At 58.0% G+C, this 21,154-nt stretch carries 25 protein-coding genes; 8 read left to right on the top strand and 17 right to left on the bottom strand.

Going from position 1 to position 21,154, the window contains the following annotated elements; translation table 11 throughout:
- Positions 1–74: 74 nt before the first annotated feature.
- Together C1Y41_RS00440 and aroL are read right to left on the bottom strand one after the other, a co-directional pair.
- Positions 75–266, bottom strand: a complete 192-nt coding sequence (locus C1Y41_RS00440) for a YaiA family protein (protein WP_039382943.1) — start codon at positions 264–266, stop codon at positions 75–77.
- A 111-nt stretch (positions 267–377) separates the two neighbouring features.
- The gene (aroL, locus tag C1Y41_RS00435; RefSeq protein ID WP_039382942.1) at positions 378–902 is read right to left on the bottom strand and encodes a shikimate kinase AroL; all 525 of its coding nucleotides are present in this window, start codon (positions 900–902) and stop codon (positions 378–380) included.
- Between the two features lie 283 nt (positions 903–1,185).
- On the opposite strand from aroL, the gene C1Y41_RS00430 reads away from it, so the two are divergent.
- Positions 1,186–1,848 carry a DUF2076 domain-containing protein gene (locus tag C1Y41_RS00430; protein ID WP_039382941.1) on the top strand — a complete coding sequence of 221 codons (663 nt, stop codon included), beginning with the start codon at positions 1,186–1,188 and terminating at the stop codon, positions 1,846–1,848.
- On the opposite strand, the gene C1Y41_RS00425 is transcribed toward C1Y41_RS00430, so the two are convergent.
- Positions 1,849–2,292: a YaiI/YqxD family protein gene (locus C1Y41_RS00425; RefSeq protein ID WP_039382940.1), complete on the bottom strand. Its 444-nt coding sequence runs from the start codon at positions 2,290–2,292 to the stop codon at positions 1,849–1,851.
- A gap of 142 nt (positions 2,293–2,434) precedes the next feature.
- Between C1Y41_RS00425 and proC the strand changes: the two genes are divergently transcribed.
- Positions 2,435–3,247: a pyrroline-5-carboxylate reductase gene (gene proC, locus C1Y41_RS00420; RefSeq protein ID WP_104084623.1), complete on the top strand. Its 813-nt coding sequence runs from the start codon at positions 2,435–2,437 to the stop codon at positions 3,245–3,247.
- A gap of 68 nt (positions 3,248–3,315) precedes the next feature.
- On the opposite strand, the gene C1Y41_RS00415 is transcribed toward proC, so the two are convergent.
- The 3 genes from C1Y41_RS00415 to iraP all read right to left on the bottom strand — a co-directional run bounded on the left by C1Y41_RS00415 (position 3,316) and on the right by iraP (position 5,619).
- Entirely contained in the window at positions 3,316–4,842 is a 1,527-nt protein-coding gene (locus tag C1Y41_RS00415; RefSeq protein WP_104084622.1) for an FAD-dependent oxidoreductase, read from the bottom strand.
- A 134-nt stretch (positions 4,843–4,976) separates the two neighbouring features.
- Entirely contained in the window at positions 4,977–5,285 is a 309-nt protein-coding gene (locus C1Y41_RS00410) for a PsiF family protein (RefSeq protein ID WP_104084621.1), read from the bottom strand.
- Between the two features lie 79 nt (positions 5,286–5,364).
- Positions 5,365–5,619, bottom strand: a complete 255-nt coding sequence (gene iraP, locus C1Y41_RS00405) for an anti-adapter protein IraP (RefSeq protein ID WP_094112120.1) — start codon at positions 5,617–5,619, stop codon at positions 5,365–5,367.
- 254 nt (positions 5,620–5,873) lie between these two features.
- Between iraP and C1Y41_RS00400 the strand changes: the two genes are divergently transcribed.
- Positions 5,874–8,966 carry a beta-galactosidase gene (locus C1Y41_RS00400; protein WP_104084620.1) on the top strand — a complete coding sequence of 1,031 codons (3,093 nt, stop codon included), beginning with the start codon at positions 5,874–5,876 and terminating at the stop codon, positions 8,964–8,966.
- Positions 8,967–9,118: 152 nt separating this feature from the next.
- Entirely contained in the window at positions 9,119–9,370 is a 252-nt protein-coding gene (locus C1Y41_RS00395) for a biofilm development regulator YmgB/AriR family protein (RefSeq protein ID WP_039382934.1), read from the top strand.
- A gap of 8 nt (positions 9,371–9,378) precedes the next feature.
- On the opposite strand, the gene C1Y41_RS00390 is transcribed toward C1Y41_RS00395, so the two are convergent.
- Together C1Y41_RS00390 and C1Y41_RS00385 are read right to left on the bottom strand one after the other, a co-directional pair.
- Positions 9,379–9,693, bottom strand: coding sequence for a hypothetical protein (locus C1Y41_RS00390; protein WP_039385730.1), 315 nt, complete (start codon positions 9,691–9,693; stop codon positions 9,379–9,381).
- Between the two features lie 169 nt (positions 9,694–9,862).
- Positions 9,863–10,162: an I78 family peptidase inhibitor gene (locus tag C1Y41_RS00385; protein WP_104084619.1), complete on the bottom strand. Its 300-nt coding sequence runs from the start codon at positions 10,160–10,162 to the stop codon at positions 9,863–9,865.
- Positions 10,163–10,594: 432 nt separating this feature from the next.
- On the opposite strand from C1Y41_RS00385, the gene C1Y41_RS00375 reads away from it, so the two are divergent.
- The gene (locus tag C1Y41_RS00375) at positions 10,595–11,242 is read left to right on the top strand and encodes a CPBP family intramembrane glutamic endopeptidase (protein ID WP_039382931.1); all 648 of its coding nucleotides are present in this window, start codon (positions 10,595–10,597) and stop codon (positions 11,240–11,242) included.
- A 91-nt stretch (positions 11,243–11,333) separates the two neighbouring features.
- Positions 11,334–12,356 (top strand): LacI family DNA-binding transcriptional regulator, encoded by a 1,023-nt coding sequence (locus C1Y41_RS00370; protein WP_039382930.1) that lies wholly within the window; start codon positions 11,334–11,336, stop codon positions 12,354–12,356.
- On the opposite strand, the gene C1Y41_RS00365 is transcribed toward C1Y41_RS00370, so the two are convergent.
- The 5 genes from C1Y41_RS00365 to C1Y41_RS00345 all read right to left on the bottom strand — a co-directional run bounded on the left by C1Y41_RS00365 (position 12,350) and on the right by C1Y41_RS00345 (position 16,258).
- Complete coding sequence (locus C1Y41_RS00365) at positions 12,350–13,789, bottom strand: glycoside hydrolase family 1 protein (RefSeq protein WP_104084618.1); 1,440 nt, start codon at positions 13,787–13,789, stop codon at positions 12,350–12,352. The two genes, C1Y41_RS00370 and C1Y41_RS00365, sit on opposite strands and share 7 nt — an antisense overlap.
- A 9-nt stretch (positions 13,790–13,798) precedes the next feature.
- Complete coding sequence (locus C1Y41_RS00360; RefSeq protein ID WP_104084617.1) at positions 13,799–14,116, bottom strand: PTS lactose/cellobiose transporter subunit IIA; 318 nt, start codon at positions 14,114–14,116, stop codon at positions 13,799–13,801.
- Entirely contained in the window at positions 14,116–15,432 is a 1,317-nt protein-coding gene (locus C1Y41_RS00355; RefSeq protein ID WP_104084616.1) for a PTS sugar transporter subunit IIC, read from the bottom strand. The genes C1Y41_RS00360 and C1Y41_RS00355 overlap by 1 nt, the downstream gene beginning before the upstream one ends.
- An 88-nt stretch (positions 15,433–15,520) precedes the next feature.
- Entirely contained in the window at positions 15,521–15,829 is a 309-nt protein-coding gene (locus tag C1Y41_RS00350; protein ID WP_104084615.1) for a PTS sugar transporter subunit IIB, read from the bottom strand.
- Positions 15,830–16,075: 246 nt separating this feature from the next.
- On the bottom strand, positions 16,076–16,258 hold the full coding sequence (locus C1Y41_RS00345; RefSeq protein ID WP_039382925.1) for a hypothetical protein: 183 nt from the start codon (positions 16,256–16,258) through the stop codon (positions 16,076–16,078).
- A gap of 213 nt (positions 16,259–16,471) precedes the next feature.
- Here C1Y41_RS00345 and C1Y41_RS20075 point away from each other — a divergent pair, with 213 nt between their 5' ends.
- The gene (locus C1Y41_RS20075) at positions 16,472–16,642 is read left to right on the top strand and encodes a hypothetical protein (RefSeq protein WP_166713742.1); all 171 of its coding nucleotides are present in this window, start codon (positions 16,472–16,474) and stop codon (positions 16,640–16,642) included.
- 111 nt (positions 16,643–16,753) lie between these two features.
- Positions 16,754–16,993, top strand: a complete 240-nt coding sequence (locus C1Y41_RS00340) for a hypothetical protein (protein WP_039382924.1) — start codon at positions 16,754–16,756, stop codon at positions 16,991–16,993.
- Between the two features lie 64 nt (positions 16,994–17,057).
- On the opposite strand, the gene C1Y41_RS00335 is transcribed toward C1Y41_RS00340, so the two are convergent.
- From C1Y41_RS00335 to lldP, 4 genes are read right to left on the bottom strand one after another with little or no spacing between them, the layout of a single operon-like run.
- Positions 17,058–17,486 (bottom strand): OsmC family protein, encoded by a 429-nt coding sequence (locus C1Y41_RS00335; protein WP_071668603.1) that lies wholly within the window; start codon positions 17,484–17,486, stop codon positions 17,058–17,060.
- Positions 17,487–17,546: 60 nt separating this feature from the next.
- The gene (lldD, locus tag C1Y41_RS00330) at positions 17,547–18,737 is read right to left on the bottom strand and encodes an FMN-dependent L-lactate dehydrogenase LldD (protein ID WP_071668602.1); all 1,191 of its coding nucleotides are present in this window, start codon (positions 18,735–18,737) and stop codon (positions 17,547–17,549) included.
- Positions 18,737–19,501: a transcriptional regulator LldR gene (lldR, locus tag C1Y41_RS00325; RefSeq protein WP_233207401.1), complete on the bottom strand. Its 765-nt coding sequence runs from the start codon at positions 19,499–19,501 to the stop codon at positions 18,737–18,739. The genes lldD and lldR overlap by 1 nt, the downstream gene beginning before the upstream one ends.
- Complete coding sequence (gene lldP / locus C1Y41_RS00320; RefSeq protein ID WP_039382920.1) at positions 19,498–21,147, bottom strand: L-lactate permease; 1,650 nt, start codon at positions 21,145–21,147, stop codon at positions 19,498–19,500. The genes lldR and lldP overlap by 4 nt, the downstream gene beginning before the upstream one ends.
- Positions 21,148–21,154: the final 7 nt, after the last annotated feature.

Genomic DNA, 21,154 nt, shown 5'->3' with positions numbered 1-21,154 from the left:
AAATCGCTGCTGGCGCAGCGGCAGGAAAATTCAGGAGAGTGCGGAGAATTCACTGGCGTCCCTGCCAGTGCGGCTTATTCTTTTTCCACATCTTCGTAGCGATCTTTCGCATCCTGCGCTTCCTGCTCAGATTCATGCTCGCTGATCAGGGAATTCTCTTTAGGATGATCGGCACGCAGTTCATACCAGGTAACTTTTTTACCTTCGGGCCCTTTTTCGACGGCCACAACACGGGCTTCACGCGGATAGGGTGGTCTGGATGGCATCGTTTTCCCTCTCTTATCAGTGTTCCACACGGCAGTGGCGATCCGCTGCCTGTTACTGAGTATAGACCAGCATGCATTGATGCCAGCAAAGCGGGAGTTTTCTGATAAAAATCAGCTGGCGCGGGCCAGCGCGAGCGAACGGATGATCTGTTCTGCCACCTGCTCCGGCGGCTGCATGGCATCAACCTGATAGTGGGCCGCCTGCTGATAGAGCGGCGCGCGCAGGCGCAGGATCTCATCCATCTCCTCGGCAATTGGCTGGCCGGTAAGCGTGGGCCGCTGCGCGGTTTCAGGCTGCTGCTGCAGCCGGTTCGCCAGCGCTTCCGCCGGCGCGCTGAGCCAGATCACATGCCCCCGCTCGCGCATAAAGCGGCGGTTCACTTCAGCCAGCACCATCCCGCCGCCGGTAGCTATCACCGCTGCTGGCGTGGTGACGGCGCGCAGCGCCTCGGTTTCGCGCGCGCGGAAGCTCTCCCAGCCTTCGCTGGCAACAATTTCAGCCACGCTGCGCTGCGCGGCCTGCTGCAGGTAGTGGTCGGTATCGCAAAAGGTGTAATTCAGCATGCGCGCCAGCACCTGGCCGATAGTGGTTTTGCCGCATCCGCGTGCGCCGATAAGATAGATGGGTAATGACATCCTGGCTTATTCTCCGCCGTGCTCTGCCGCGCCGGCAGGCGATCAGGTCAATAATGCGTCGCATAATATCCGGATTTTATTTCAGCAGCCAGTTTCGAAGCACAAAATACGCGCACTCTGGCGGCTGCTATAATTAGCTCACTGAATTTACAGCGAAAAACCATGCGCATTTTGTGCATTACCCGGGCGGTGTAAGCGGGCAACATTTGCTTACCACGTCAGTGATTTACTTTCGCGCCCCCTGCCCGCATATAGATAGCCTTAACGCCAACGGAGGTTCACCATGCAAAATCAGGAACAGCAACTCATTGAAAATCTCTTTAGCCGGTTAAAACAGGCCGGTGAGCAGAGTGGCCCGCGCGATGCGGGCGCGGAACAGCTTATCCGTCAGCATCTGCAGAACCAGCCCGACGCGCCCTACTACATGGCTCAGGCGATTCTGATTCAGGAAGCTGCGCTGAAAAAGCTGAATGCCCGCATCACCGAGCTGGAAAATAACCAGGCACAGCAGCAGGCTCCGCAGCAGAGCGGCGGCTTTCTTTCCGGTTTATTTGGCGGCGGTTCGCGTCAGCAGCAACCGCAGCAGCAGCAGCCTGGCTGGAACAGCCCGCCCCCGCAGTATGCGCAGCAGCCAGCCGCACCGGCCCGCGGCACGGGCTTTCTCGGCGGCGCGCTGCAGACGGCCGTGGGCGTGGCAGGTGGCGTGGTGATGGCGGATATGCTCACCAGCCTGTTTCATCACTCGCAGCCGGAAGAGATCGTGAATATTATCAACGAACCGGCGCTGCCGCAGGTGGATGAGAACCTGGATACGTTCAACGGCAACGACAGCAGCAATGCGTTTCTCAGTGACAACAGCAGCTGGAATGACAACAGCTTTGCCGACAACAGCGATCTGAATGATTTTGACAACGGCGGCTTTGATGATGATGACAGCTTTGTCTGATCAGCGCTGACGCAGCCACTTGTCGAGTTCGTTGGCAAACAGCTGGCGGTCACGCGGGCTCAGCGCCGCCGGACCGCCGCTCTGAATGCCGCTGGCGCGCATCGTTTCCATAAAATCGCGCATGGTCAGGCGCTGCCGGATGGTATCAGGCGAGTAACGCTCGCCGCGCGGATTCAGCGCAGCAGCCCCTTTTTCCAGCACTTCTGCCGCCAGCGGAATGTCGCCGGTGATCACCAGCTCGCCGGGCTGCACGCGCTTCACAATTTCATTGTCCGCCACGTCAAAACCGGCCGCGACCTGCAGCGTCTTCAGAAAGGGTGAAGGCGGCACGCGCAGCGGCTGGTTAGCGACAAAGGTCACCGTCACTTTTGTCCGTTCGGCAGCGCGGTAAAGTACCTCTTTAATGACCACCGGACAGGCGTCAGCATCGACCCAGATTGACATAATGGTTTCCCTGTAATGAATCACAGGCGCGATCTTGCCGCGCTGGTCAGGAAAGGCAATCGATATTTTGCCGGCACTTGTTATTCACGAGCGCTGACGTAAGCTAACCCGCAGCGAAATCAATACGATTAAGGAGAGAGCGATGCTGGAGAAAAAAATCGGCTTTATCGGCTGCGGCAATATGGCCCGGGCGATTATCAGCGGCCTGGTCAACAGCGGGCTTATCGCCCCGGCCAATATTCTGGTATGGGACCGCAAAGCGGAAACTAACCAGCAGATGGCGCAGCAGTACGGGATCAGCGCGGCGGAGAGCGCAGAAGCACTGGCGCGCGAGGCGGATATCCTGTTTGGCGCGGTCAAACCTGATGTGATTCTGAAAGTGCTCAGCGATCTGGCGGGCGTGATGAAGAAGGATGCGCTGGTGGTCTCGATTGCCGCAGGCGTGACGCTGGATTCGCTGGCCGGCGTGCTGGGTCACGATCGCAAAATTGTGCGGGTGATGCCCAATACGCCGGCGCTGGTCAATGAGGGCATGACCTCGGTGACACCTAACGTGCTGGTGGAGCCGCAGGAAGTGGACGATATCGTCGCTATTTTTGAAAGTTTCGGGAAAGCCGCCGTGGTCAAAGAGTATCTGATCCACGCGGTTGTGGGCGTCAGCGGCTCTGCTCCGGCATATGTATTTATGTTTATTGAAGCGATGGCCGACGCGGCCGTGCTGGGCGGCATGCCGCGCGCGCAGGCGTATCAGTTTGCCGCGCAGGCGGTGAAAGGTGCTGCGCAGATGGTGATCGAGACGGGCACACATCCTGCTGAGCTAAAAGATCAGGTCTGCTCGCCCGGTGGCACCACGATTGAGGCGGTAAAAGCGCTGGAAGAGAATGGTTTTCGCGCGGCGGTGATGAACGCCATGCAGCGCTGCATGGCGAAGTCAGAGGCGCTGAGCAAAGCGTAATCGCAGCCCTCTTCTGCCGGCGATCCGGTCCTCTTTCCTGAACTGAGGACCGGAATTGAGCCGGGCAGTTACGCGGTGTACTGCTCATAGAGCGCCACGCCCTGCGCCAGCGTCAGCGGCTGCTGCATCTGTTCGATTAGCGCGGCGGTAAGCGTGTACAATCCGGCCGAGCAGACCGCTGCAATTCTCCCCTGCTGGCAGTAGAACGCAATAAACCTCTGGTCATCCAGCGAACCCAGCAGACGATATTCATCCCACTCTTCGGCATGCCCGAGATATTCGTAACGGGTGCCGTAGTGCGCCGTCCAGAAAAAAGGTACGCGGTCGTACTCAATCTGCTTATCCAGCATATTCAGCGCGGCAATCCGCCCCTGCTGGTGAGCCACGCGATAGTGCTCGATGCGCTGTTCGCCATCGGCGGTGGGATAGGTGGCGATATCGCCGGCGACCCAGACGCTATCCGTAACCCGCAGCTGGCGATCGGTCAGCAGGCTGCCATCCTCCTGCAGCGTTAAGTCATGCACAAACCCGGTTGCGGGTCTGACGCCGGTGCCGAGCAGCACCCGTCGCGCGGGCAGCGTTTTGCCTCCTTTCAGGCGTAGCGCGGTGACTTCACGCTCTCCCTCCAGCGCCTCCGGCTCTCCCTGCTCAAAGATAACGCCGTTGCTGCGGTGCAGCGCATAAAAATGCTCCGCTATCTCTTCGCCAAACTGTTTTACAAACGGCAGACGCTGGCGGGCAACCACGGTGACCTTGACGTCACGACTGCGCAGCGCTCCGGCAACTTCCATACCGATAAAACTGTTGCCGACAATCACCAGCTCCTGCGTTTCATCGACATCGTTCAGCAGCGCCTCAGCCTGATCGCGCGAACGCAGCAGGTGAACGCCGGCCAGATCCCGGCCGGGAATATCCGGCGCCTGCGGTACGCCGCCGGTCGCCACCAGCAGCCGGTCAAACCTCACCTGCTCTCCGCTTTTCAGCGTTAGCGTCTTTGCACGCGCCTGCAGCTGCACCACCTCATCCTGCAGCAGTTCGACCGGCCCCAGCACATCCTGCTCCAGCAGCGCAGGGACATCCTCAATAGCCATTTTGCCCGACGGCACAAACTTGCTGAGCGCGGTACGGTCATACGGGGCCGCGGCCTCCCGCTCGATACGAATAATCTGTCCGCTGAATCCCTCATCGCGCAGCGTCCAGATTGCCGCGGCGCCCGCCGCTCCGCTGCCGAGAATAACATAGACTGGCGCGCTATCTGCCGCAGCGGGTGCGGATGCCTCAGAAAGCGGCTGTTCACTGACCAGCACCTTGCCCTGCTCGATCCGCACCGGATAACGCGTCAGGTTGGCCAGCGCCAGCGGTTCACACATTTTTCCATCCTGCAGCTGAAATACCGCTTTGTGCCACGGGCAGATCAGTTTGCCGTCACAGACGGCCCCTTCCGCCAGCGGCGCGCCGGCGTGCGGGCATTTGGCCTGAAACGCCTGCACCTGATCGCCATCGCGGATCAAAATAATGTCGGTCTCGCCCACGCTGAACGGCGCGGGCTGCTGCTGCGCCAGCGCGTTAAGCTCTGTGATAGATTGATAGCTCACACCTTGCTCCTTTATTATTTTCGGATGCGGGATGACAAACCCCTGCAAAGAGTAAGTGTGGCAAAGCGTGGGAAACTGGCAGGAAAAATAAAGCAAGCGGCAGCTAAGTCATTAATCAGATGCCGCTTTTATCATCAGGCGCTTTTTTTCAGGCAGGTGCTCATAAAGGTTTTGCGCGCATCGCCCGAGAGATCTTTTTCCCCGGCTGCACTGTTGCAGCTTTTCATTTTCAGCTGCTGCGGCGTCATATTGCCGAGCTTGCTCTCTTTTTTCAGGCAGTCGCTCATAAACGTTTTGCGCTCATCGCCTTTCAGATTTTGCGTGGCGGCGAGCTGATTACAGCGCGCCATCTTCTCCTGCTGCGGCGTTTTTTCTGCAGCGCCGGCGCTGCCGACGGTAAACAGCAGCGCAACGCCAGTCAGAATCAGTAACGAATTTTTCATTGCCGGGATCTCCGTGTAGGGGGGCTTTATCAGTCTGGCACGAAAATCAGTAACACAGCGGCAAATCGCTTACGCGCGCTTACTGGCGAGGATATTTGAGTAATTTTTCGATGTAATTTCGCAGCAGCACCGCATCAGCGCTCTCAGCAACCGGCGCGGCGGGCGGCATCGCGTTTTTAATCGCGCTGGCGATTTGATGGTGCTGTTCCGCATCCAGCTGGCGCAGCATGGCAGTCAGTACTATCTCCAGCGCCTCGATCTGTACCACCAGATCTTTGGACGCCTCTTCTTTCTCCGCCAGCCTGAGCAGGAGTTCTGCAATCAGATTTTTCATGCAATGAACTCGATAAGGAAAGGAGTGCTGACGTTAGCACTGAGCAGAAGAAAACAACAAGCGCTTTTCCTCACTTTTGTGAATAAATAAGCCTTAAAAAAGCGTAACAATTCAACATCTAATGGCGAAACGTTTTGCTGCTGCAGGCAGCCTGCTGCAGATCCTGCTTTTTTGTCACGGTTTCAGCAAAGACCGCTTTACAGCTGATGCTATTTCCATCAATGTGAGCGCATTACAATTTCAGAGATATCATCATGACTTCTGCGCTCTCCTTAGCGGCTATTCTGGCGCGTCGCGACTGGGAAAATCCGGTTATCACCAGCCTGCACCGTCTCGATGCCCATCCGCCCTTTGCCAGCTGGCGCGATGAACAGGCCGCCCGCGAGGATCGCCCGTCGCCTTCCCTGCAGTCGCTGAACGGTGAGTGGCAGTTCAGCTATTTTACCCAGCCTGAAGCGGTGCCAGAGAGCTGGCTGCAGCAGGATCTGCCGGATGCTACGGCGCTTCCGGTACCGGCTAACTGGCAGCTGTACGGTTATGATGCGCCAGTTTATACCAATGTGCAGTACCCTATTCCGGTTAATCCGCCGTTTGTGCCGCAGGCCAACCCTACCGGATGCTATTCGCTCACATTTACCGTTGATGATCGGTGGCTACAGCGGGGCCAGACGCGCATTATTTTTGACGGTGTTAATTCGGCCTGCTTTGTGTGGTGTAACGGACACTGGCTTGGCTACTCTCAGGACAGCCGTTTGCCGGCGGAGTTTGACCTTAGCGCCGCGCTGCAGGCAGGCGAAAATCGCCTGGCCGTGATGGTGCTGCGCTGGTGTGACGGCAGCTATCTGGAAGATCAGGATATGTGGCGCATGAGCGGCATTTTCCGCGATGTGACGCTGCTGCATAAACCGGACGTCCGCTTCGCGGATATCCAGCTTGAAACCGTGCTCAGCCCGGAGTATTCGCAGGGTGACTTGCGCGTCAGCGTCAAGCTTGATGCCAGCCAGACCGCGCTGGCAGGCTGCCATATTCGCGTCTCTTTGTGGCTGGGCGATACCTGCATCGGCACGCAGGAGCAGGCGCCCGGCAGCGCCATTATTGATGAGCGCGGACGCTATCCGGAGCGGGCCACGCTGCGGCTGCCGGTGAGTCAGCCACGGCTCTGGAGCGCGGAGACGCCCCACCTTTACCGCGCGGTGGTCACACTGCTGGATGCGCAGCAGCAGGTACTGGAAGCGGAAGCGTATGATGTCGGGTTCCGGCGCGTCAGCATTGAGCAGGGCCAGCTCTGCCTGAATGGCCAGCCGCTGCTGATCCGCGGCGTTAACCGCCATGAACACCATCCGGAACGCGGTCAGGTAGTGGATGAGGCCAGCATGCGCCGCGATATCGTGCTGATGAAGCGGCATAACTTCAATGCGGTGCGCTGCGCCCACTATCCTAACCATCCGCTCTGGTATCGCCTGTGCGATCGCTACGGTCTCTATGTGGTGGATGAGGCAAATATTGAAACGCACGGTATGCAGCCGATGAACCGGCTCTCTGACGATCCGCGCTGGTTTGCCGCCTTCAGCGAGCGGGTTACGCGTATGGTACAGCGCGACCGCAACCACGCCTGCATTATTATCTGGTCGCTGGGCAATGAATCCGGACATGGCAGCACGCATGACGCCCTCTACCGCTGGGTTAAAAGCAGCGACACAACGCGTCCGGTGCAGTATGAGGGAGGCGGCGCAGACAGCAATGCAACCGATATTATCTGCCCGATGTATGCGCGGGTCGATCAGGATCAGCCCTTCCCGGCCGTGCCCAAGTGGTCGCTGAAAAAGTGGATTGGCCTGCCGGGTGAACAGCGCCCGCTGATCCTGTGTGAATATGCGCACGCAATGGGGAACAGCTTTGGCGGCTTTGCCAGATACTGGCAGGCGTTCCGTGAGTTTCCGCGTCTGCAGGGCGGCTTTGTCTGGGACTGGGCCGATCAGAGCCTGACGCGCTACGACAGCAGCGGTAATGCCTGGCAGGCGTACGGCGGCGATTTTGGCGACACCCCTAACGATCGTCAGTTCTGCATGAATGGCCTGGTCTATGCTGACCGCTCGCCGCACCCCGCCCTGTTTGAGGCGCAGCGCGCGCAGCAGTTTTTCCGCTTTGACCACGACGCCACGCAGCCGGGCCGTATCACCGTTACCAGTGAATATCTGTTCCGGCACAGCGACAACGAGCAGCTGCGCTGGTGCATTGAGCAGGACGGCGTGCCGGTCGCGACCGGCACGGTGCCGCTCGATATTGCGCCGCAGGGCAGTCAGCAGATTGAGATTGCGCTGCCGTCAGGCCTGCAGGGTGCCGCGTGGCTGAATGTTGCGGTGCATCAGCCGGACGCTACCGCCTGGTCCGACGCTGACGCCCGCGTGGCGTGGGATCAGTGGCAGCTGCCTGCCGCGCTGCCGCTGCGCCTGCCGGCGATTGGCGACAGTGCGCCGCAGCTGCTTATGCAGGCGGAGGAGATTGAAGTGGCGATCGCGCAGCAGCGCTGGCGCTTCTCGCGCCTCAGCGGTGAGCTGACCGCGTGGCTGGTGGGTGAGCAGCAGACCCTGCTGACGCCGCTGCAGCCCTGCTTTGTCCGCGCGCCGATTGACAACGATATCGGCACCAGTGAAGCAGCCAGCGTGGATCCCAACGCCTGGGTCGAGCGCTGGCGGCGCGCCGGCTACGAAGAGCTTGAACCGGTGCTGCTGGCGATGCAGGCCGACAGCCTGGCGCACGGGGTACAGATTGAAAGCTGGCATCAGTGGCGCGTGCAGGAGCAGGTCTGCTTTACCACGCACCAGCGCTACTTTATCAGCGCCCGCGGTGAGGTTACGCTTTCCCTGACGGTGGAGCAGGCCGCCGGATTACCGCCGCCGGCGCGTATCGGCTGGCGCTGCCAGCTGGCGCGCTCGCCGGAGCAGGTCAGCTGGCTGGGTCTGGGTCCTCACGAAAACTATCCGGATCGCCAGCTGGCAGCGCAGTTCTCCCGCTGGCAGCTGCCGCTTGCCGATCTCACCACCGACTATGTTTTCCCCGGTGAAAACGGCTTGCGCTGCGGTACCCGGCAGCTCGACAGCGGCAGCTGGCAAATCAGCGGTGATTTCGCCTTTTCACTCAGTCGCTACAGTCTTGAGCAGCTGCGCGATACGTCACATCGTCATCTGCTGCAACCGGAAACAGGCTGCTGGCTGCATCTTGATGGTTTTCATATGGGAGTTGGCGGCGATGACTCCTGGAGCCCGAGCGTCAGCCCGGAATTCCTGCTGACGCAGCAGCGCTGGCAGATGACGCTGACGCTGCATCAGGACGATCGGCAAATGTGAAAAAATATGACGAAACGTTGCTGACAAGCTTACGGCGCGCAACTATGTTTAAAAAATAACCAGACGCGCGGCCACTTTTGCGGGCACGCCGTTCGGGTTCTGTTGCTGCCGCCTGCTGGCGGCACGCCGTGTTGTCTCTGCGGAGGTCAGCCATGAGAACCTATCCTGACAGCGCCAGTCGGGCGATTACCGACTACTTCAACACGCCTGCCTGGCACGTGCCGCATGAGAGCGATCTGCTGGCGGCTATTATGCGGGAACTGATGGCCGAGGGGCAGCCTGCGACCAGTAAAGCGGTTATTGCGCGGGTCATTGAAAAGCTGGAGTTTGAGGGCGATGAGCAGCGTCTGCAGAGCTACCGGACGCTGCTGGCACAATTACTGGGCAGCGAGCCGGGAGCCTGAGGGATGATTTATTTTGCGACCCGCAGCTGATCGGCTTCGCTGACGACGGCTTTACCGCTCTGACGATGGTAGAGGCAGAGTTCACGTCCGGTGCGGTTTTTCATGTGCTTTTGCGGATAGCGTCCCTGCAGCAGCAGCGCGTCATAACCGGTGCGGTCGTCAAACTGCACCGGCTTACCCACAATTTTCGCCTGCGCCAGCGTACTGGCCAGCAGGCACGCCTGACGGCTCTGCTGCTCATTTTCCTGCCAGGCAGCTTCGCCGGATGCATGCGCCAGCGGGGCCAGCAGCGTTAACAGCAGAAAGCCTGAAAATCTTTTCATCATTACCTCTTGTTGCAGTAGCGCGTTCGCCGGTTAAAAAAATTCCCGCCGCAGCGGGAAGAAACAAGACGAACAGTGCATGTCTGAGATGACGAGGCGATCTCTGTTTGTCAGAGTATCCTCGCCGCCGGGCATGACAGCCCGATGACAGTCGCGTGTCCGTCTGGTGTCAGCCGCAGTAGACGCGGGTGATATTGCCCTCTTTATCGCCCATGAAATTGAGCCGGTGCAGATTAAAGTCCATGGTGACGGCACCGTTCCAGGGGATCGCGCGTACCGGACCCGCAAATTTCTGGCTACCGATTGCAGTCAGCGGCTGGCCGACAAAATGCTGATACTGCGATGCGCGGCACTGATCGGTTTCCGGATCCACGCTGGCCTCAGCCTGGGTACTGTTTTTTCCGGCAGACTGACAGGCGCTCAAGGCCATGGCAGCGGTTAGCAACAGGACTTTTCCACAATGCGTCACAACTCTCTCCTTCGAACAGATAACAATGTCGCCTCTGAGAGTAGCAAAGCGCGGCGCCTAAACGAACGCTAACGGCTGAAAAAATGCCCGTTTACACGCCGGAAACGGCTATTTTCTGCGACCAGTTTAGGATTAATCGCACTAAATGACTCACTTTTGCCCAGAAAAAAACTATCATTTCTAAGAATCATCTGAGGAGGCTTACTATGGAACTCATGATTTTTATCGGCTGCGCTATTCTGATGACGTTCGTGGCTGTTCGCGTTCGTTAACGCGCTGGCCGGTGACCGCCAGGCACGCCCGTCGGGTATCTGCCCGCCGTGCCTGGTTTTTATTGTAAAGCTCAGGTGGTACTGAAATCTGAGATCGCGCACCTCGACAGCACTCAGCGCCATTGCTACTATGCCATTCCCCCTGCCCGCTGAGTCGCCTATGGATACTCAATCCGACAAAGTCACCTTAACCCTGTTTTATGCGGGCTGCTTTGTTGTCTATTACCTCGTAACGATGCTGATCACGCTCTTTCCCAACTATAGTGCGTTGCGGAATGATGGCCTGCTGGTGCCGGTACTCTGCCTGTTTGAGTTCGCCGTGATCTATCCGCTCTACCGCTTTTATTGTCAGCGGCGCAGCGATATTCCGCTGGGTGCCCTGCGGCCTCTGCAGACGCTGCTGTTTATTGGTGCCCTGTTTCTGCTGATGGTGGCTCAGACGCAGTTTTTACAGCCGGAGGGCTGGCTGATTGAGCAGAGCCAGCAGGGGCGCAACTCAATGCTGATTTTGCTGCTGACGGCAGTACTGCTGGCGCCGGTATTTGAAGAAGTGCTGTTTCGCGGCTTCCTGCTGCAGGCGTTTCTGCTCTGGGCGCCCCGCAGCCGCTTCGCCTGCATGCTGCTGACGTCGCTGCTGTTTGCGGCGCTGCATACGCAATATGTGCACTGGGAAACGCTGGTAGCGCTGACGCTCTTTTCGCTGCTGCTCTGCTATGCGCGCCTGCGCAGTAATAACCTCGCCCTGCCCATTTTCCTGCATACGCTGAATAATCTGATTGCGATCCTGCCCGCCTGGTTCTTTGCCTGATCGGCTTCACTGTTTACCTGGGCACTCCTCTGCCGCCGCGCATTTTCAGTTACTATCACACTTACACGTGAAGGGATGATGGGACGGAAAAATGATTACAATGCTGGATGTGGCCCGGAAGGCTGGCGTCTCTAAAGCCACCGTATCGCGCGTACTGGCGGGTACGCGCTACGTCAGTAAAGCGACACAGCAGAAAGTATTTCAGGCGATCGAAGAGACCGGCTATCGTCCTAACCTGCTGGCACGCAGTCTGGCAACGCAGAAGTCACAGAATATTGGTCTGATTGTCACCCATTCCCTGTTCAATGGCCCCTATTTCAGCGAGCTGCTTTATCAGACCGCCACCCTGACCAATAACTACGGGCGCCAGCTGATTCTGGCGGACGGTAAAACCAGCGCCGACGATGAACGGGCGGCCATTGAATTTCTGCTCGATCTGCGCTGTGACGCGATCATTATCTATCCGCGCTTTCTGGATACGGCCGCGCTGGAAGCGCTGATTGAGCAGCACGCCATTCCGATTATGGTGGTAAACCGGCAGCTGACGCAGCATGCAGAACACTGCGTCTGGGCCACACATCAGCAGAATACCTTTGATGCCGTACGGTATCTGATCCAGCGCGGGCATCAGGATATTGCCTTTATTACTGGCCTGCCGGGCTCGCCCACCGCTGCCGCACGGCTGGCGGGCTATCAGCAGGCGCTGGCTGCCCATCAGCTGCCCTTTGAGCCTGGCCGGGTCATCCAGGGCGCATGGACCTCGCTCAGCGGTCAGCTGGCCACACAGCAGCTTCTGGCGTCGCAGATCGCGTTCAGCGCGCTGATGGCGAGTAATGACGATATGGCGATGGGCGCGGCACTGGCGCTGCACGAGGCTGGAAAACGGCTGCCGCAGGATGTCTCTCTGGTGGGTTTCGATGACATTAATATGGCCGCCTTTTTTCTGCCGCCGCTGACCACGGTACATGTGCCGGTTGCTGAAATGATCCAGCACACGCTGGCGCAGCTGGTCGCCATGCTGGAAGGCAAGCCGGTTAGCGTGTTACCGCCCTTTAGCGGGCGGCTGATTGAACGCGCGTCGGTTGCTGACGGACCCGCGCGGCGCGATCAGTAGCTGACCGCGTCTTCGAGCGTAGCGCCGTTGCTGGCAATAAGCTGCTGATACCAGAAAAAGCTCTTTTTACGATAGCGCGCCAGATCTTTCAGGTCATGTTCATCGCGGTTTACATAGATAAAGCCGTAGCGTTTACCGATCCCCTGATGGGTACTGACCAGATCGATCGCTGACCACGGGCAGTAGCCAAACAGCACCACGCCATCCGCAATCGCCAGCCGCAGCTGCCGCAGATGATCGCGCAGATAGGCGATACGATAATCGTCATGTACTTTGTTGCCCGCTTCCAGCGTATCAAAGGCGCCCAGGCCATTTTCCGTGACAATCAGCGGCAGCGCATAGCGCGCATAGATCTCACGGGCGGTGATGCGAAAGCCGACCGGATCGATATACCAGCCAAACTGATTCTGCGACAGATGCGGATTATTGCAGCCGACATACACCGTGCTGTCGATGCCCGCCATCTGCTGATCCGCTTTCTGCTTACTGTTGAGTTCACCGCGTGCCGCATCCGGCAGGTCAGCGCTGACGGTAGCGGAGGCGTAGTAGTTAAACGCGATAAAATCGGGTTTGCCCGCTGCAATGATCGCCATATCATCCGCCGCAATCTCCGGCAGCCAGCCACGCTGCTGTAAAAAGGCCCACACCACCGCGTTGTAACGTCCGTGTACCGCAAGATCGAGATAGAGCCAGTTACGAATGGCTGAAAAATTATCGGCGGCCAGCACATCTTCCGGCCGTGAGCTGGCGGCGTAAACGCAGGAGATATTCGGTGCCGGGCCGATTTTTGCACCCGGCAGACGCTGATGACAGGCGATCATCGCCTGCGCCTGCGCCAGCATCATATGGTGATTCTGCTGATAGAGGCTGCGCTGCACATCTTCTGTGCCCTCTGCCAGCGTGCCGATGACCTCGCCCTTGAGGATCATCATGTTCTGCTCATTGATGGTCAGCCAGTATTTTACCTGCTTGCCATAGTGTTCAAAACAGGTGACGGCAAAGCGCTCAAACGCTGCGACGGTTCGCCGGTTTGACCAGCCGCCCGCCTGCTGCAGCGCCCACGGCAGATCAAAATGGTAGAGCGTGACCAGCGGTTCAATGCCGTGCCGGCAGATTTCATCAATCAGCTGCTGGTAAAACGCCACGCCAGCCGGATTAAGCTCGCCGTCGCCGTCGGGATAAAGGCGGCTCCAGGCAATCGAAAACCGGTAGGTTTTCAATCCCATTTCGGCCAGCAGCGCAATATCCTCTTTAAAGCGGTGATAGTGATCGCTGCAGACGGTAAAGTCAGTGACGTTATCGCTGAAGCGCGCGTGGTCGATGACTGACGGTCCTTTGCCATCCGTATTCCATGCGCCCTCAACCTGATACGCCGACGTTGATGCGCCCCAGAGAAATCCATCCGGAAACGCACCGGGATTATGATGCTGCATAGCTGCTCCTTACTGTTGCGCCACCAGTTCACGACGCAGCTGAATGATCTCTTCCGCCAGTTCGCGACAGAGCATGGCGTTCATCAGATGATCCTGGGCATGTACCATAATTAAATTGACCGGAATTTTGCCGCAGCCCTCATCAGCACCAATCAGTTCGGTCTGGATACGATGCGCCGCTTTTGCCGCCTGCGTGGCGGCCGTGAGCTGTGCGTCCGCTTCACTCCACGCCTGATTACGCGCCGCACGCAGCGCCTGCATGGCGCAGGAGCGCGCCTCTCCCGCCTGAATGATCAGCTCCATTACCGTGGTTTCATCAATTTCCATCATGACTCCTTAGCCAGTTGTGCCGCTGCGGCCTGCTCCTGCTCCTGTTGCAGCAGCTGGCGCTCATACATCTTGAAAAACGGGTAGTAAATAAGCGTGGCAATCGCCACCAGCACGGCGATCAGCACGATCACGCGCCAGTCCCAGCCGGTTGACCAGGCGGCACCAATCGGAGCGGGCGTGGTCCACGGCGCCAGTGAGACAACGTGATTAATCAGGTTAGTTTTGGTGGCGGTCCAGGCGATCACGGCGTTAACCAGCGGCGCAAGCAGAAACGGAATAAACAGGATGGGATTCATCACCACCGGTGAGCCAAATATCACCGGCTCGTTGATGTTAAACATGCTGGGCACAATACTCAGTTTGCCAATTGAACGCAGGTGCGCTGAACGGCTGCGCAGATAAAGCAGCACCAGTCCCATGGTGGAACCGGAGCCGCCTATCACAATAAAAAACTGCCAGAAGGGTTCAATAAACACGTGCATGACCGGCTCTCCGGCGTTCAGCGCCTGCTGATTCAGCCCGAGATTGGTCAGCCAGAACGCCTGCAGAATGCCCCCGACGATCACCGCACCATGAATGCCGGCAAACCACAGCATATGGCACAAAAGCACCGCAACCAGTACCGCGGGCAGTGAATCAGATGCGGAGATAACCGGCGCGAAGATGGCCATAATCGCCTGAGGCAGCAGCATGCCAAACTGCGCCTGCACCCACAGGCTGAGCGGAAATAGCGTGAGAAAAATGGCGACAATCGGGATCAGCAGATCGAACGACTGGCGGATTTTTGGCGGAACCTGCTCGGGCAGCTTAAAGCCGATATGGTGTTTCTGCAGGAAATGCATCATTTCTGTGGCAAACAGCGCCACCAGAATCGCCGTGAAGATCCCTTCACCACCCAGCGAGCCTACCGGCAGTGTCTTGTCACTCTGGGGAGCTGCCACCACCAGAAAAGCCATCAGCGACAGGCTGGCTGCCATAAAACCGTTCATTTTGTAGCTGGTGGCAAGGTTATAGGCGATAGCGCTGGCGATGTAGAGCGCCATAATACCCATCGTCATGTTGTAGGGCATCATGATCTGCGCTTCATGCGCCTGCACCATACCCAGCCACCACTGTGCGAAGGCCCATGAACTGTCGGCAGAGAATGGCGGATGGGCAAACAGCAGCATAAACGAGCCGACAATCAGAAACGGCATAGAAGCGATGAAACCATCGCGAATTGCGATGACGTGACGCTGGCTGGAGAGGCGTCCGGCGAATGGGCTGATGCGGTTTTCAATGACGCCAAATAAAGATTCACTGATGCTGCTCATGGGCAAGCTCCTTGCAACAGGCAACAAGAGAATTAACCTGCGCAGCAGCTGCGCAGGCGGAAGAATTATTTGAGTGCGGGCGTTATTTTCAGGGGTGAATCAGTTTTAATGAATCTGCTAATATTTTTTCGCCGTTCATCATGCCGTAATCCATGCTATTTATGACGGCGATAGGCTTATTAAGCTGCTGGGCTATCGGAGCGAAATCAGCCAGTTTATATTTAATTTGCGGACCAAGCAGGCAGCAGTCAAAACCCTGAATTTCTTCATTAAACTCCTCTATGCCCACTGCTTTTATCTCAACATCAACACCCTGCTCTTTTGCCGCTTTTTCCATTTTCTGCACCACCATGCTGGTGGACATTCCGGCGGCACAGCACAGTAAAATCTTTGGCATGATCGTTTCCTTTGAATGATGTTTAATTAACGAATACACAGCCAGAAGATTTTCTGCAACCGGTTTCAGATCTGGATACAGAAAGTGTGAGAAATATCAAAACTCAATCCGGATAAATTAACTGGCAGAAAAATAGTGCAGGAGAGTGATTATACAGGGGCAGGGGCATAATTGCATGAAACAGCCGTCTGGCCGTCGCCGCAGCATCGGTTAGCTGCAGCAGAACGTGCCGGACGGCTGAGGCTGTCAGGAGATAGCAGAATCTTTATGTTTATCCGCTTCAAAGTGACTCTTGAACTGCTCATAAATGGAGATCATATTTGACGCATCGCCATGCAGAGGGCTTAATTTTCCGGCACGGACCAGCTCGATAACCAGCTGCAGTGCAGCCTGTTTTGGACTGCTGGCAGGATGGGCAATATCAGACATGCTTTTCTCACTCGTTTAATAGGGGTCAGCTGCACAGTTTAGCCTGGATTGTGCCGGGTTTGGATGCGCAGCGCGCTGCTGGCAGACCGTTCGGATAAAAAAGCCGCTCGGGGTGTTCATTGACCTGTGAGGCAATTGTCTATACTGGATCAAAAAAGGGAACACACAGCCACACATTCCGTACCAGCGCGAAGGTGTTAAAGGAGCCCGGTTATGCTGATTGGTTTTGTTTTATTAGTGAGTGCCTGCGGGCACGATGCCTGTGACGCGTTGCCGGTATCAGAGCGTATTTATCCGACAAAAACGGCCTGTGAAACCATGGCCAATCGCATCTACAAAGTCCGTCCTAACGTGGTCTTGCTGTGCGGCGAGGTTCATCGCTGAATTGAGGCCAGGATTTACTGCTTTGCTCACATTTTAGCCAGTCGCCATTGCAAGCGCTGGCAATAAGGTTCAAAATATAAGCTGTTTTACACTATCATCGTTGTGAATCCCATGAAGAAATCGCGCCCCCGTCGTCCTGCCGGACGCTGGGTTTATTACATTTTGTATGACGGTATCCTCTGGCCCTGCCCGGTGCGCTGGGAGTGGGAAAATGGCTTCGATGGCTGGCTTCCCTTCTACTATTCACCCACGTTTGAGTTTGTGGCGGGCGATCCGCGCAAGGCGTATCGTATTGCGCGCAGCAGCCTGCGTAACGTACGCGAAGCGCTGCATGATGCAGAGTATGCCTGAGTGCAGAAACAACGATGCGCCCGCAGGCGCATCGTTAAAACATTGACCGTTGCGCGGTGCGCAATCAGTTATTCAGCGTGTAATCCAGCGTGATTTCCGCATTCAGCAGCTGCGATACCGGGCAGCCCGCTTTCGCTTTCTGAATAATCTCGTCAAAGGCATCTTTATCCACGCCTGGCAGCGACACGGTGCTGGTCAGTGCCACTTTAGTGATGGCAAAGCCTTCGCCTTTTTTGTCCAGCGAGACATCGGCGGTGGTGTCGATGCTCTCCGGCTTATGGCCGGCATTGCCCAGCATCAGCGACAGCGCCATGGAGAAACAGGCAGCGTGTGCGGCACCGATCAGCTCTTCCGGGTTGGTCCCTTTCCCGCCTTCAAAGCGCGTATTAAAACCATACGGCTGCTGATTCAGTACGCCACTCTCTGTGCTGACGGTACCTTTACCTTTGATGTCACCTTCCCAATGGGCCGATCCTTTCTTGTGAATGGTCATGTCATTCCTCCTGTTAGTGGACAGCACTGAGTATAGACAACCCGCTCTGTTTTGCCTGGCTCAGCGCACCGCGCGCGGACGCGCGGGCTGTAAACCCGCCTCGCTCAGCAGGGCGTTAGCCTGCACCAGCGAATCCTGGGTGATATCCGCGATCGATTTTGCGCCGGTCAGCGTCATCGCAACCCGCATCTCTTTTTCAATCAGCGTCAGCAGATTTTCCACGCCGCGCTGCCCGTGCGTCGCCAGCGCATAGATAAAGGCGCGTCCCAGCAGCACGCTATCGGCACCGAGCGCCAGCATGCGCACCACATCCAGACCGCTGCGAATGCCGCTGTCTGCCAGAATGGTGATATCGCCTTTAACCGCATCGGCGATGGCCGGCAGCGCACGCGCTGACGAGAGCACGCCATCGAGCTGCCGTCCGCCGTGGTTGGAGACCACGATGCCGTCAGCGCCAAAGCGCACCGCATCGCGCGCATCCTCCGCATCCAGGATGCCTTTAATCACCATCGGTCCCTCCCAGAAATCGCGGATCCACTCCAGATCCTGCCAGGAGATAGAGGGATCGAAGTTGTTAGCCAGCCAGCCAATGTAATCCTCCAGGCCGGTGGGCTTGCCGAGATAAGCTGAAATGTTGCCCAGATCGTGAGGCCGGCCGTGCAGCCCGACGTCCCACGCCCACTGCGGGTGGGTGGCTGCCTGCCAGTAGCGGCGCAGCGCAGCGTGCGGCCCGCTCATGCCGGAGTGCGCATCGCGATAGCGCGCCCCCGGCGTGGGCATATCGACCGTAAACACCAGCGTGGTGCAGCCGGCTGCTTTGGCGCGCTCCAGCGCGTTACGCATAAATCCGCGATCGCGCAGCACATAGAGCTGAAACCACATCGGCCGGTTGATGGCTGGCGCCACCTCTTCGATAGGACAGAGCGAGACGGTAGAGAGCGTAAAGGGGATCCCCTTCTGTGCCGCTGCCCGCGCCGCCTGCACCTCCCCCCGGCGCGCATACATGCCGCATAACCCCACTGGCGCCAGCGCCACCGGCATCGCCAGCGTCTCATTAAACAGCCGGGTTTCCAGACTCAGCGCGGACATATTTTTCAGCACCCGCTGACGCAGCGCGACGTCTGAGAGGTCAGCCACGTTGCGCCGCAGCGTATGCTCAGCATAGGCACCGCCATCAAGATAGTGGAACAGGAACGGAGGCAAAATGCGCTGCGCTGCGGCGCGATAGTCACTGGCAGCAGAGATAATCATCAGGTGTTCTCCTTACGGGTCGCTGCCGTTTCGCCCGGCAGGCGGGTGATGCGCGCCTGACGCGCTTCATCTTCATGCAGCGTTTTCATCGTGGTATGGACAAAGCCGAGGTGATCCATCGCCGCCTGACGCGCGGCGGCGGCATCGCCTGCCATCACCGCATCAAACATTGCCTGATGCTGCTCATTGAGGCGGTTAAAAATCACCGGCTGGGTATACATGCGCTGACGGCTGTGCAGTACCGATGACTGCAGCAAATCGAAAAAGCCGCGCATGGTCTGCAGTAAGACCAGATTGTGTGAAGCCTCTGCAATCGCGAGATGAAAACGCAGATCGGCCTGCGCGGCGAGATCGGGATCGCCGCAGTCGTTCAGCCGCAGCAGCGCATCAAAGGCGTAGCGCAGTTTTTCTTTATCCGCTTCCGTTGCGCGCAGCGCGGCGTGCCAGGCGGTGCTGGCCTCAATGGCGTGGCGCGCCTCCAGAATATCCCAGCGGTAGTCGGGATCGGCCGCCAGCAGCTGACGCATCGGCTCGACGATACGCTGTTCTGACCAGGGTTCCGGCGGCTGACACAGCCAGGTGCCGCCGCCGCGTTTGCTGATCAGTACACCGCTGTTAATCAGCTGCTGAATCGCCTCGCGCAGGGAGGAGCGCGAGACGCCCAGCAGCGCCGCCAGCTGGCGTTCGCCCGGCAGCCGCATGCCGGGCGTCAGCTGCTGCGCGCCGATCCAGGCGCTGAGACGTTCGCGCAGCGGCGCGCTCACGGGATCATCCACGTCAGCACGTAGGCCTGCAGCGTGGTGATCACCCCGACCATGCAGGTAAAAATCAGGCTGTGTTTCACGGTAAAGCGGAACAGATCGGACTCTTTCCCCACCAGCCCGACCGCCGCGCAGGCGATCGCAATCGACTGCGGCGATATCATCTTACCGGTCACGCCGCCGGTGGTATTAGCGGCCACCAGCAGAATATCGGATACGCCAATCTGCTGCGCCGTGGTCGCCTGCAGCGCGGCAAACAGCGCGTTGGAGGAGGTGTCCGATCCGGTCAGAAACACGCCCAGCCAGCCGAGAAACGGTGAGAAAAAGGTAAACGCCTGCCCGGTGTGCGCCAGCGCCAGCGCCAGCGTAGCAGAGAGCCCGGAGTAGTTAGAGATAAAGGCAAACGCCAGCACCATGCCGATAGAGTAGATCGGCAGCGCCAGCTCTTTCAGCGTCTCTGCGAACGTCTGCAGCGCCGCGCGCGGTTTCATCCGCAGCCAGAGGATCGACAGCAGTGCCGCAACCAGAATCGCCGTGCCGGTGGCTGAAACCACATCGAATTTAAACAGTGCAGCGTACGGCGTGGCCTGACTCACCACCGGCGGCATCCGCGCCACCAGCTCATGCAGCAGCGGTACCGGCACGGTAAAGACCCAGTCATAGAGTGCGCCGCCTTTGGCAAACAGCGCCTTGAAGGGCGGAATACTCCACAGCGTCACCGTCGCGGTAAGGAACAGAAACGGCATCCATGCGCGCACAATCTGCGCCAGCGTATAGCGCTGCGCTCCGGGCATGGCGTCAGCTGCATCGCGCTCTTCAAAACGGAAAATGCGTACCGGCTGCCAGCGACGTAAAAACAGCGTCAGACAGATCAATGAGGCGAGCGAGGAGATAATATCGGGCAGCTCCGGCCCGAGGAAGTTGGAGCTCAGGAACTGAGCAATGGCAAACGATCCTCCCGCCACGATCACCGCCGGCCAGGTCTCTTTCACCCCGCGCCAGCCATCCATGATCGCCATGATCCAGAACAGCACAATCAGCGTCAGAAACGGTAGCTGTCGCCCGGCCATCTGGCCAATCTGAAAGCTGTCCAGCCCGGTGACCTGCCCGGCCACAATAATCGGAATCCCCATCGCGCCGAACGCTACCGGCGCCGTATTGACAATCAGACAGAGGCCCGCCGCATAGAGCGGTTTGAAGCCCAGTCCGACCAGCAGTGCAGCGGTAATGGCCACCGGCGCACCAAACCCTGCCGCCCCTTCCAGGAAGGCGCCAAAGGCAAAACCGACGATCAGCATCTGCAGGCGCTGATCCGGCGTGATCGACAGGATCGACGCGCGAATAATGTCGAACTGCCCGGTTTTAACCGAGATCTTATACACAAACACGGCGGCAATGATGATCCAGGCGATCGGCCACAGGCCATAGAAAAAACCATACACCGCCGACGCCAGCGCCTGCCCCACTGGCATGCCATACAGCAGCAGCGCCACCAGCAGCGCCAGCACAACGGTCGCCGTGCCCGCCTGGTAGCCTTTGAGCTTGAGTTTAATCAGCGCAAAAAAGAAAAAAACAATCGGTATCACTGCGACCAGGCTGGAAAGCCACAGATTATTAAGCGGATCATAATTTTGCTGCCATACCTGCATGCCATTA

This window comes from Pantoea sp. ICBG 1758 (genome assembly GCF_002928325.1).
Taxonomy (GTDB): Bacteria; Pseudomonadota; Gammaproteobacteria; order Enterobacterales; family Enterobacteriaceae; genus Pantoea; species Pantoea eucrina.
The sequence above is the reverse complement of the archived record's forward strand: the minus strand, read 5'-3'. Positions and strand labels throughout refer to the sequence as shown.

Bases quoted from the DNA above. Each gene is read 5' to 3' on its own strand.
- C1Y41_RS00345 (WP_039382925.1), bottom strand. From the start codon at position 16,258: ATGTCTGATATTGCCCATCCTGCCAGCAGTCCAAAACAGGCTGCACTG.
- C1Y41_RS00360 (WP_104084617.1), bottom strand. From the start codon at position 14,116: ATGGAAATTGATGAAACCACGGTAATGGAGCTGATCATTCAGGCGGGA.
- C1Y41_RS00350 (WP_104084615.1), bottom strand. From the start codon at position 15,829: ATGCCAAAGATTTTACTGTGCTGTGCCGCCGGAATGTCCACCAGCATG.
- C1Y41_RS00340 (WP_039382924.1), top strand. From the start codon at position 16,754: ATGAAGAAATCGCGCCCCCGTCGTCCTGCCGGACGCTGGGTTTATTAC.
- C1Y41_RS00375 (WP_039382931.1), top strand. From the start codon at position 10,595: ATGGATACTCAATCCGACAAAGTCACCTTAACCCTGTTTTATGCGGGC.
- C1Y41_RS00410 (WP_104084621.1), bottom strand. From the start codon at position 5,285: ATGAAAAATTCGTTACTGATTCTGACTGGCGTTGCGCTGCTGTTTACC.
- aroL (WP_039382942.1), bottom strand. From the start codon at position 902: ATGTCATTACCCATCTATCTTATCGGCGCACGCGGATGCGGCAAAACC.
- lldP (WP_039382920.1), bottom strand. From the start codon at position 21,147: ATGCAGGTATGGCAGCAAAATTATGATCCGCTTAATAATCTGTGGCTT.
- C1Y41_RS00425 (WP_039382940.1), bottom strand. From the start codon at position 2,292: ATGTCAATCTGGGTCGATGCTGACGCCTGTCCGGTGGTCATTAAAGAG.
- iraP (WP_094112120.1), bottom strand. From the start codon at position 5,619: ATGAAAAATCTGATTGCAGAACTCCTGCTCAGGCTGGCGGAGAAAGAA.
- C1Y41_RS00365 (WP_104084618.1), bottom strand. From the start codon at position 13,789: ATGCAGCATCATAATCCCGGTGCGTTTCCGGATGGATTTCTCTGGGGC.
- C1Y41_RS00440 (WP_039382943.1), bottom strand. From the start codon at position 266: ATGCCATCCAGACCACCCTATCCGCGTGAAGCCCGTGTTGTGGCCGTC.
- C1Y41_RS20075 (WP_166713742.1), top strand. From the start codon at position 16,472: ATGCTGATTGGTTTTGTTTTATTAGTGAGTGCCTGCGGGCACGATGCC.
- C1Y41_RS00400 (WP_104084620.1), top strand. From the start codon at position 5,874: ATGACTTCTGCGCTCTCCTTAGCGGCTATTCTGGCGCGTCGCGACTGG.
- proC (WP_104084623.1), top strand. From the start codon at position 2,435: ATGCTGGAGAAAAAAATCGGCTTTATCGGCTGCGGCAATATGGCCCGG.
- lldD (WP_071668602.1), bottom strand. From the start codon at position 18,737: ATGATTATCTCTGCTGCCAGTGACTATCGCGCCGCAGCGCAGCGCATT.
- C1Y41_RS00335 (WP_071668603.1), bottom strand. From the start codon at position 17,486: ATGACCATTCACAAGAAAGGATCGGCCCATTGGGAAGGTGACATCAAA.
- C1Y41_RS00430 (WP_039382941.1), top strand. From the start codon at position 1,186: ATGCAAAATCAGGAACAGCAACTCATTGAAAATCTCTTTAGCCGGTTA.
- C1Y41_RS00355 (WP_104084616.1), bottom strand. From the start codon at position 15,432: ATGAGCAGCATCAGTGAATCTTTATTTGGCGTCATTGAAAACCGCATC.
- C1Y41_RS00395 (WP_039382934.1), top strand. From the start codon at position 9,119: ATGAGAACCTATCCTGACAGCGCCAGTCGGGCGATTACCGACTACTTC.
- C1Y41_RS00370 (WP_039382930.1), top strand. From the start codon at position 11,334: ATGATTACAATGCTGGATGTGGCCCGGAAGGCTGGCGTCTCTAAAGCC.
- C1Y41_RS00390 (WP_039385730.1), bottom strand. From the start codon at position 9,693: ATGAAAAGATTTTCAGGCTTTCTGCTGTTAACGCTGCTGGCCCCGCTG.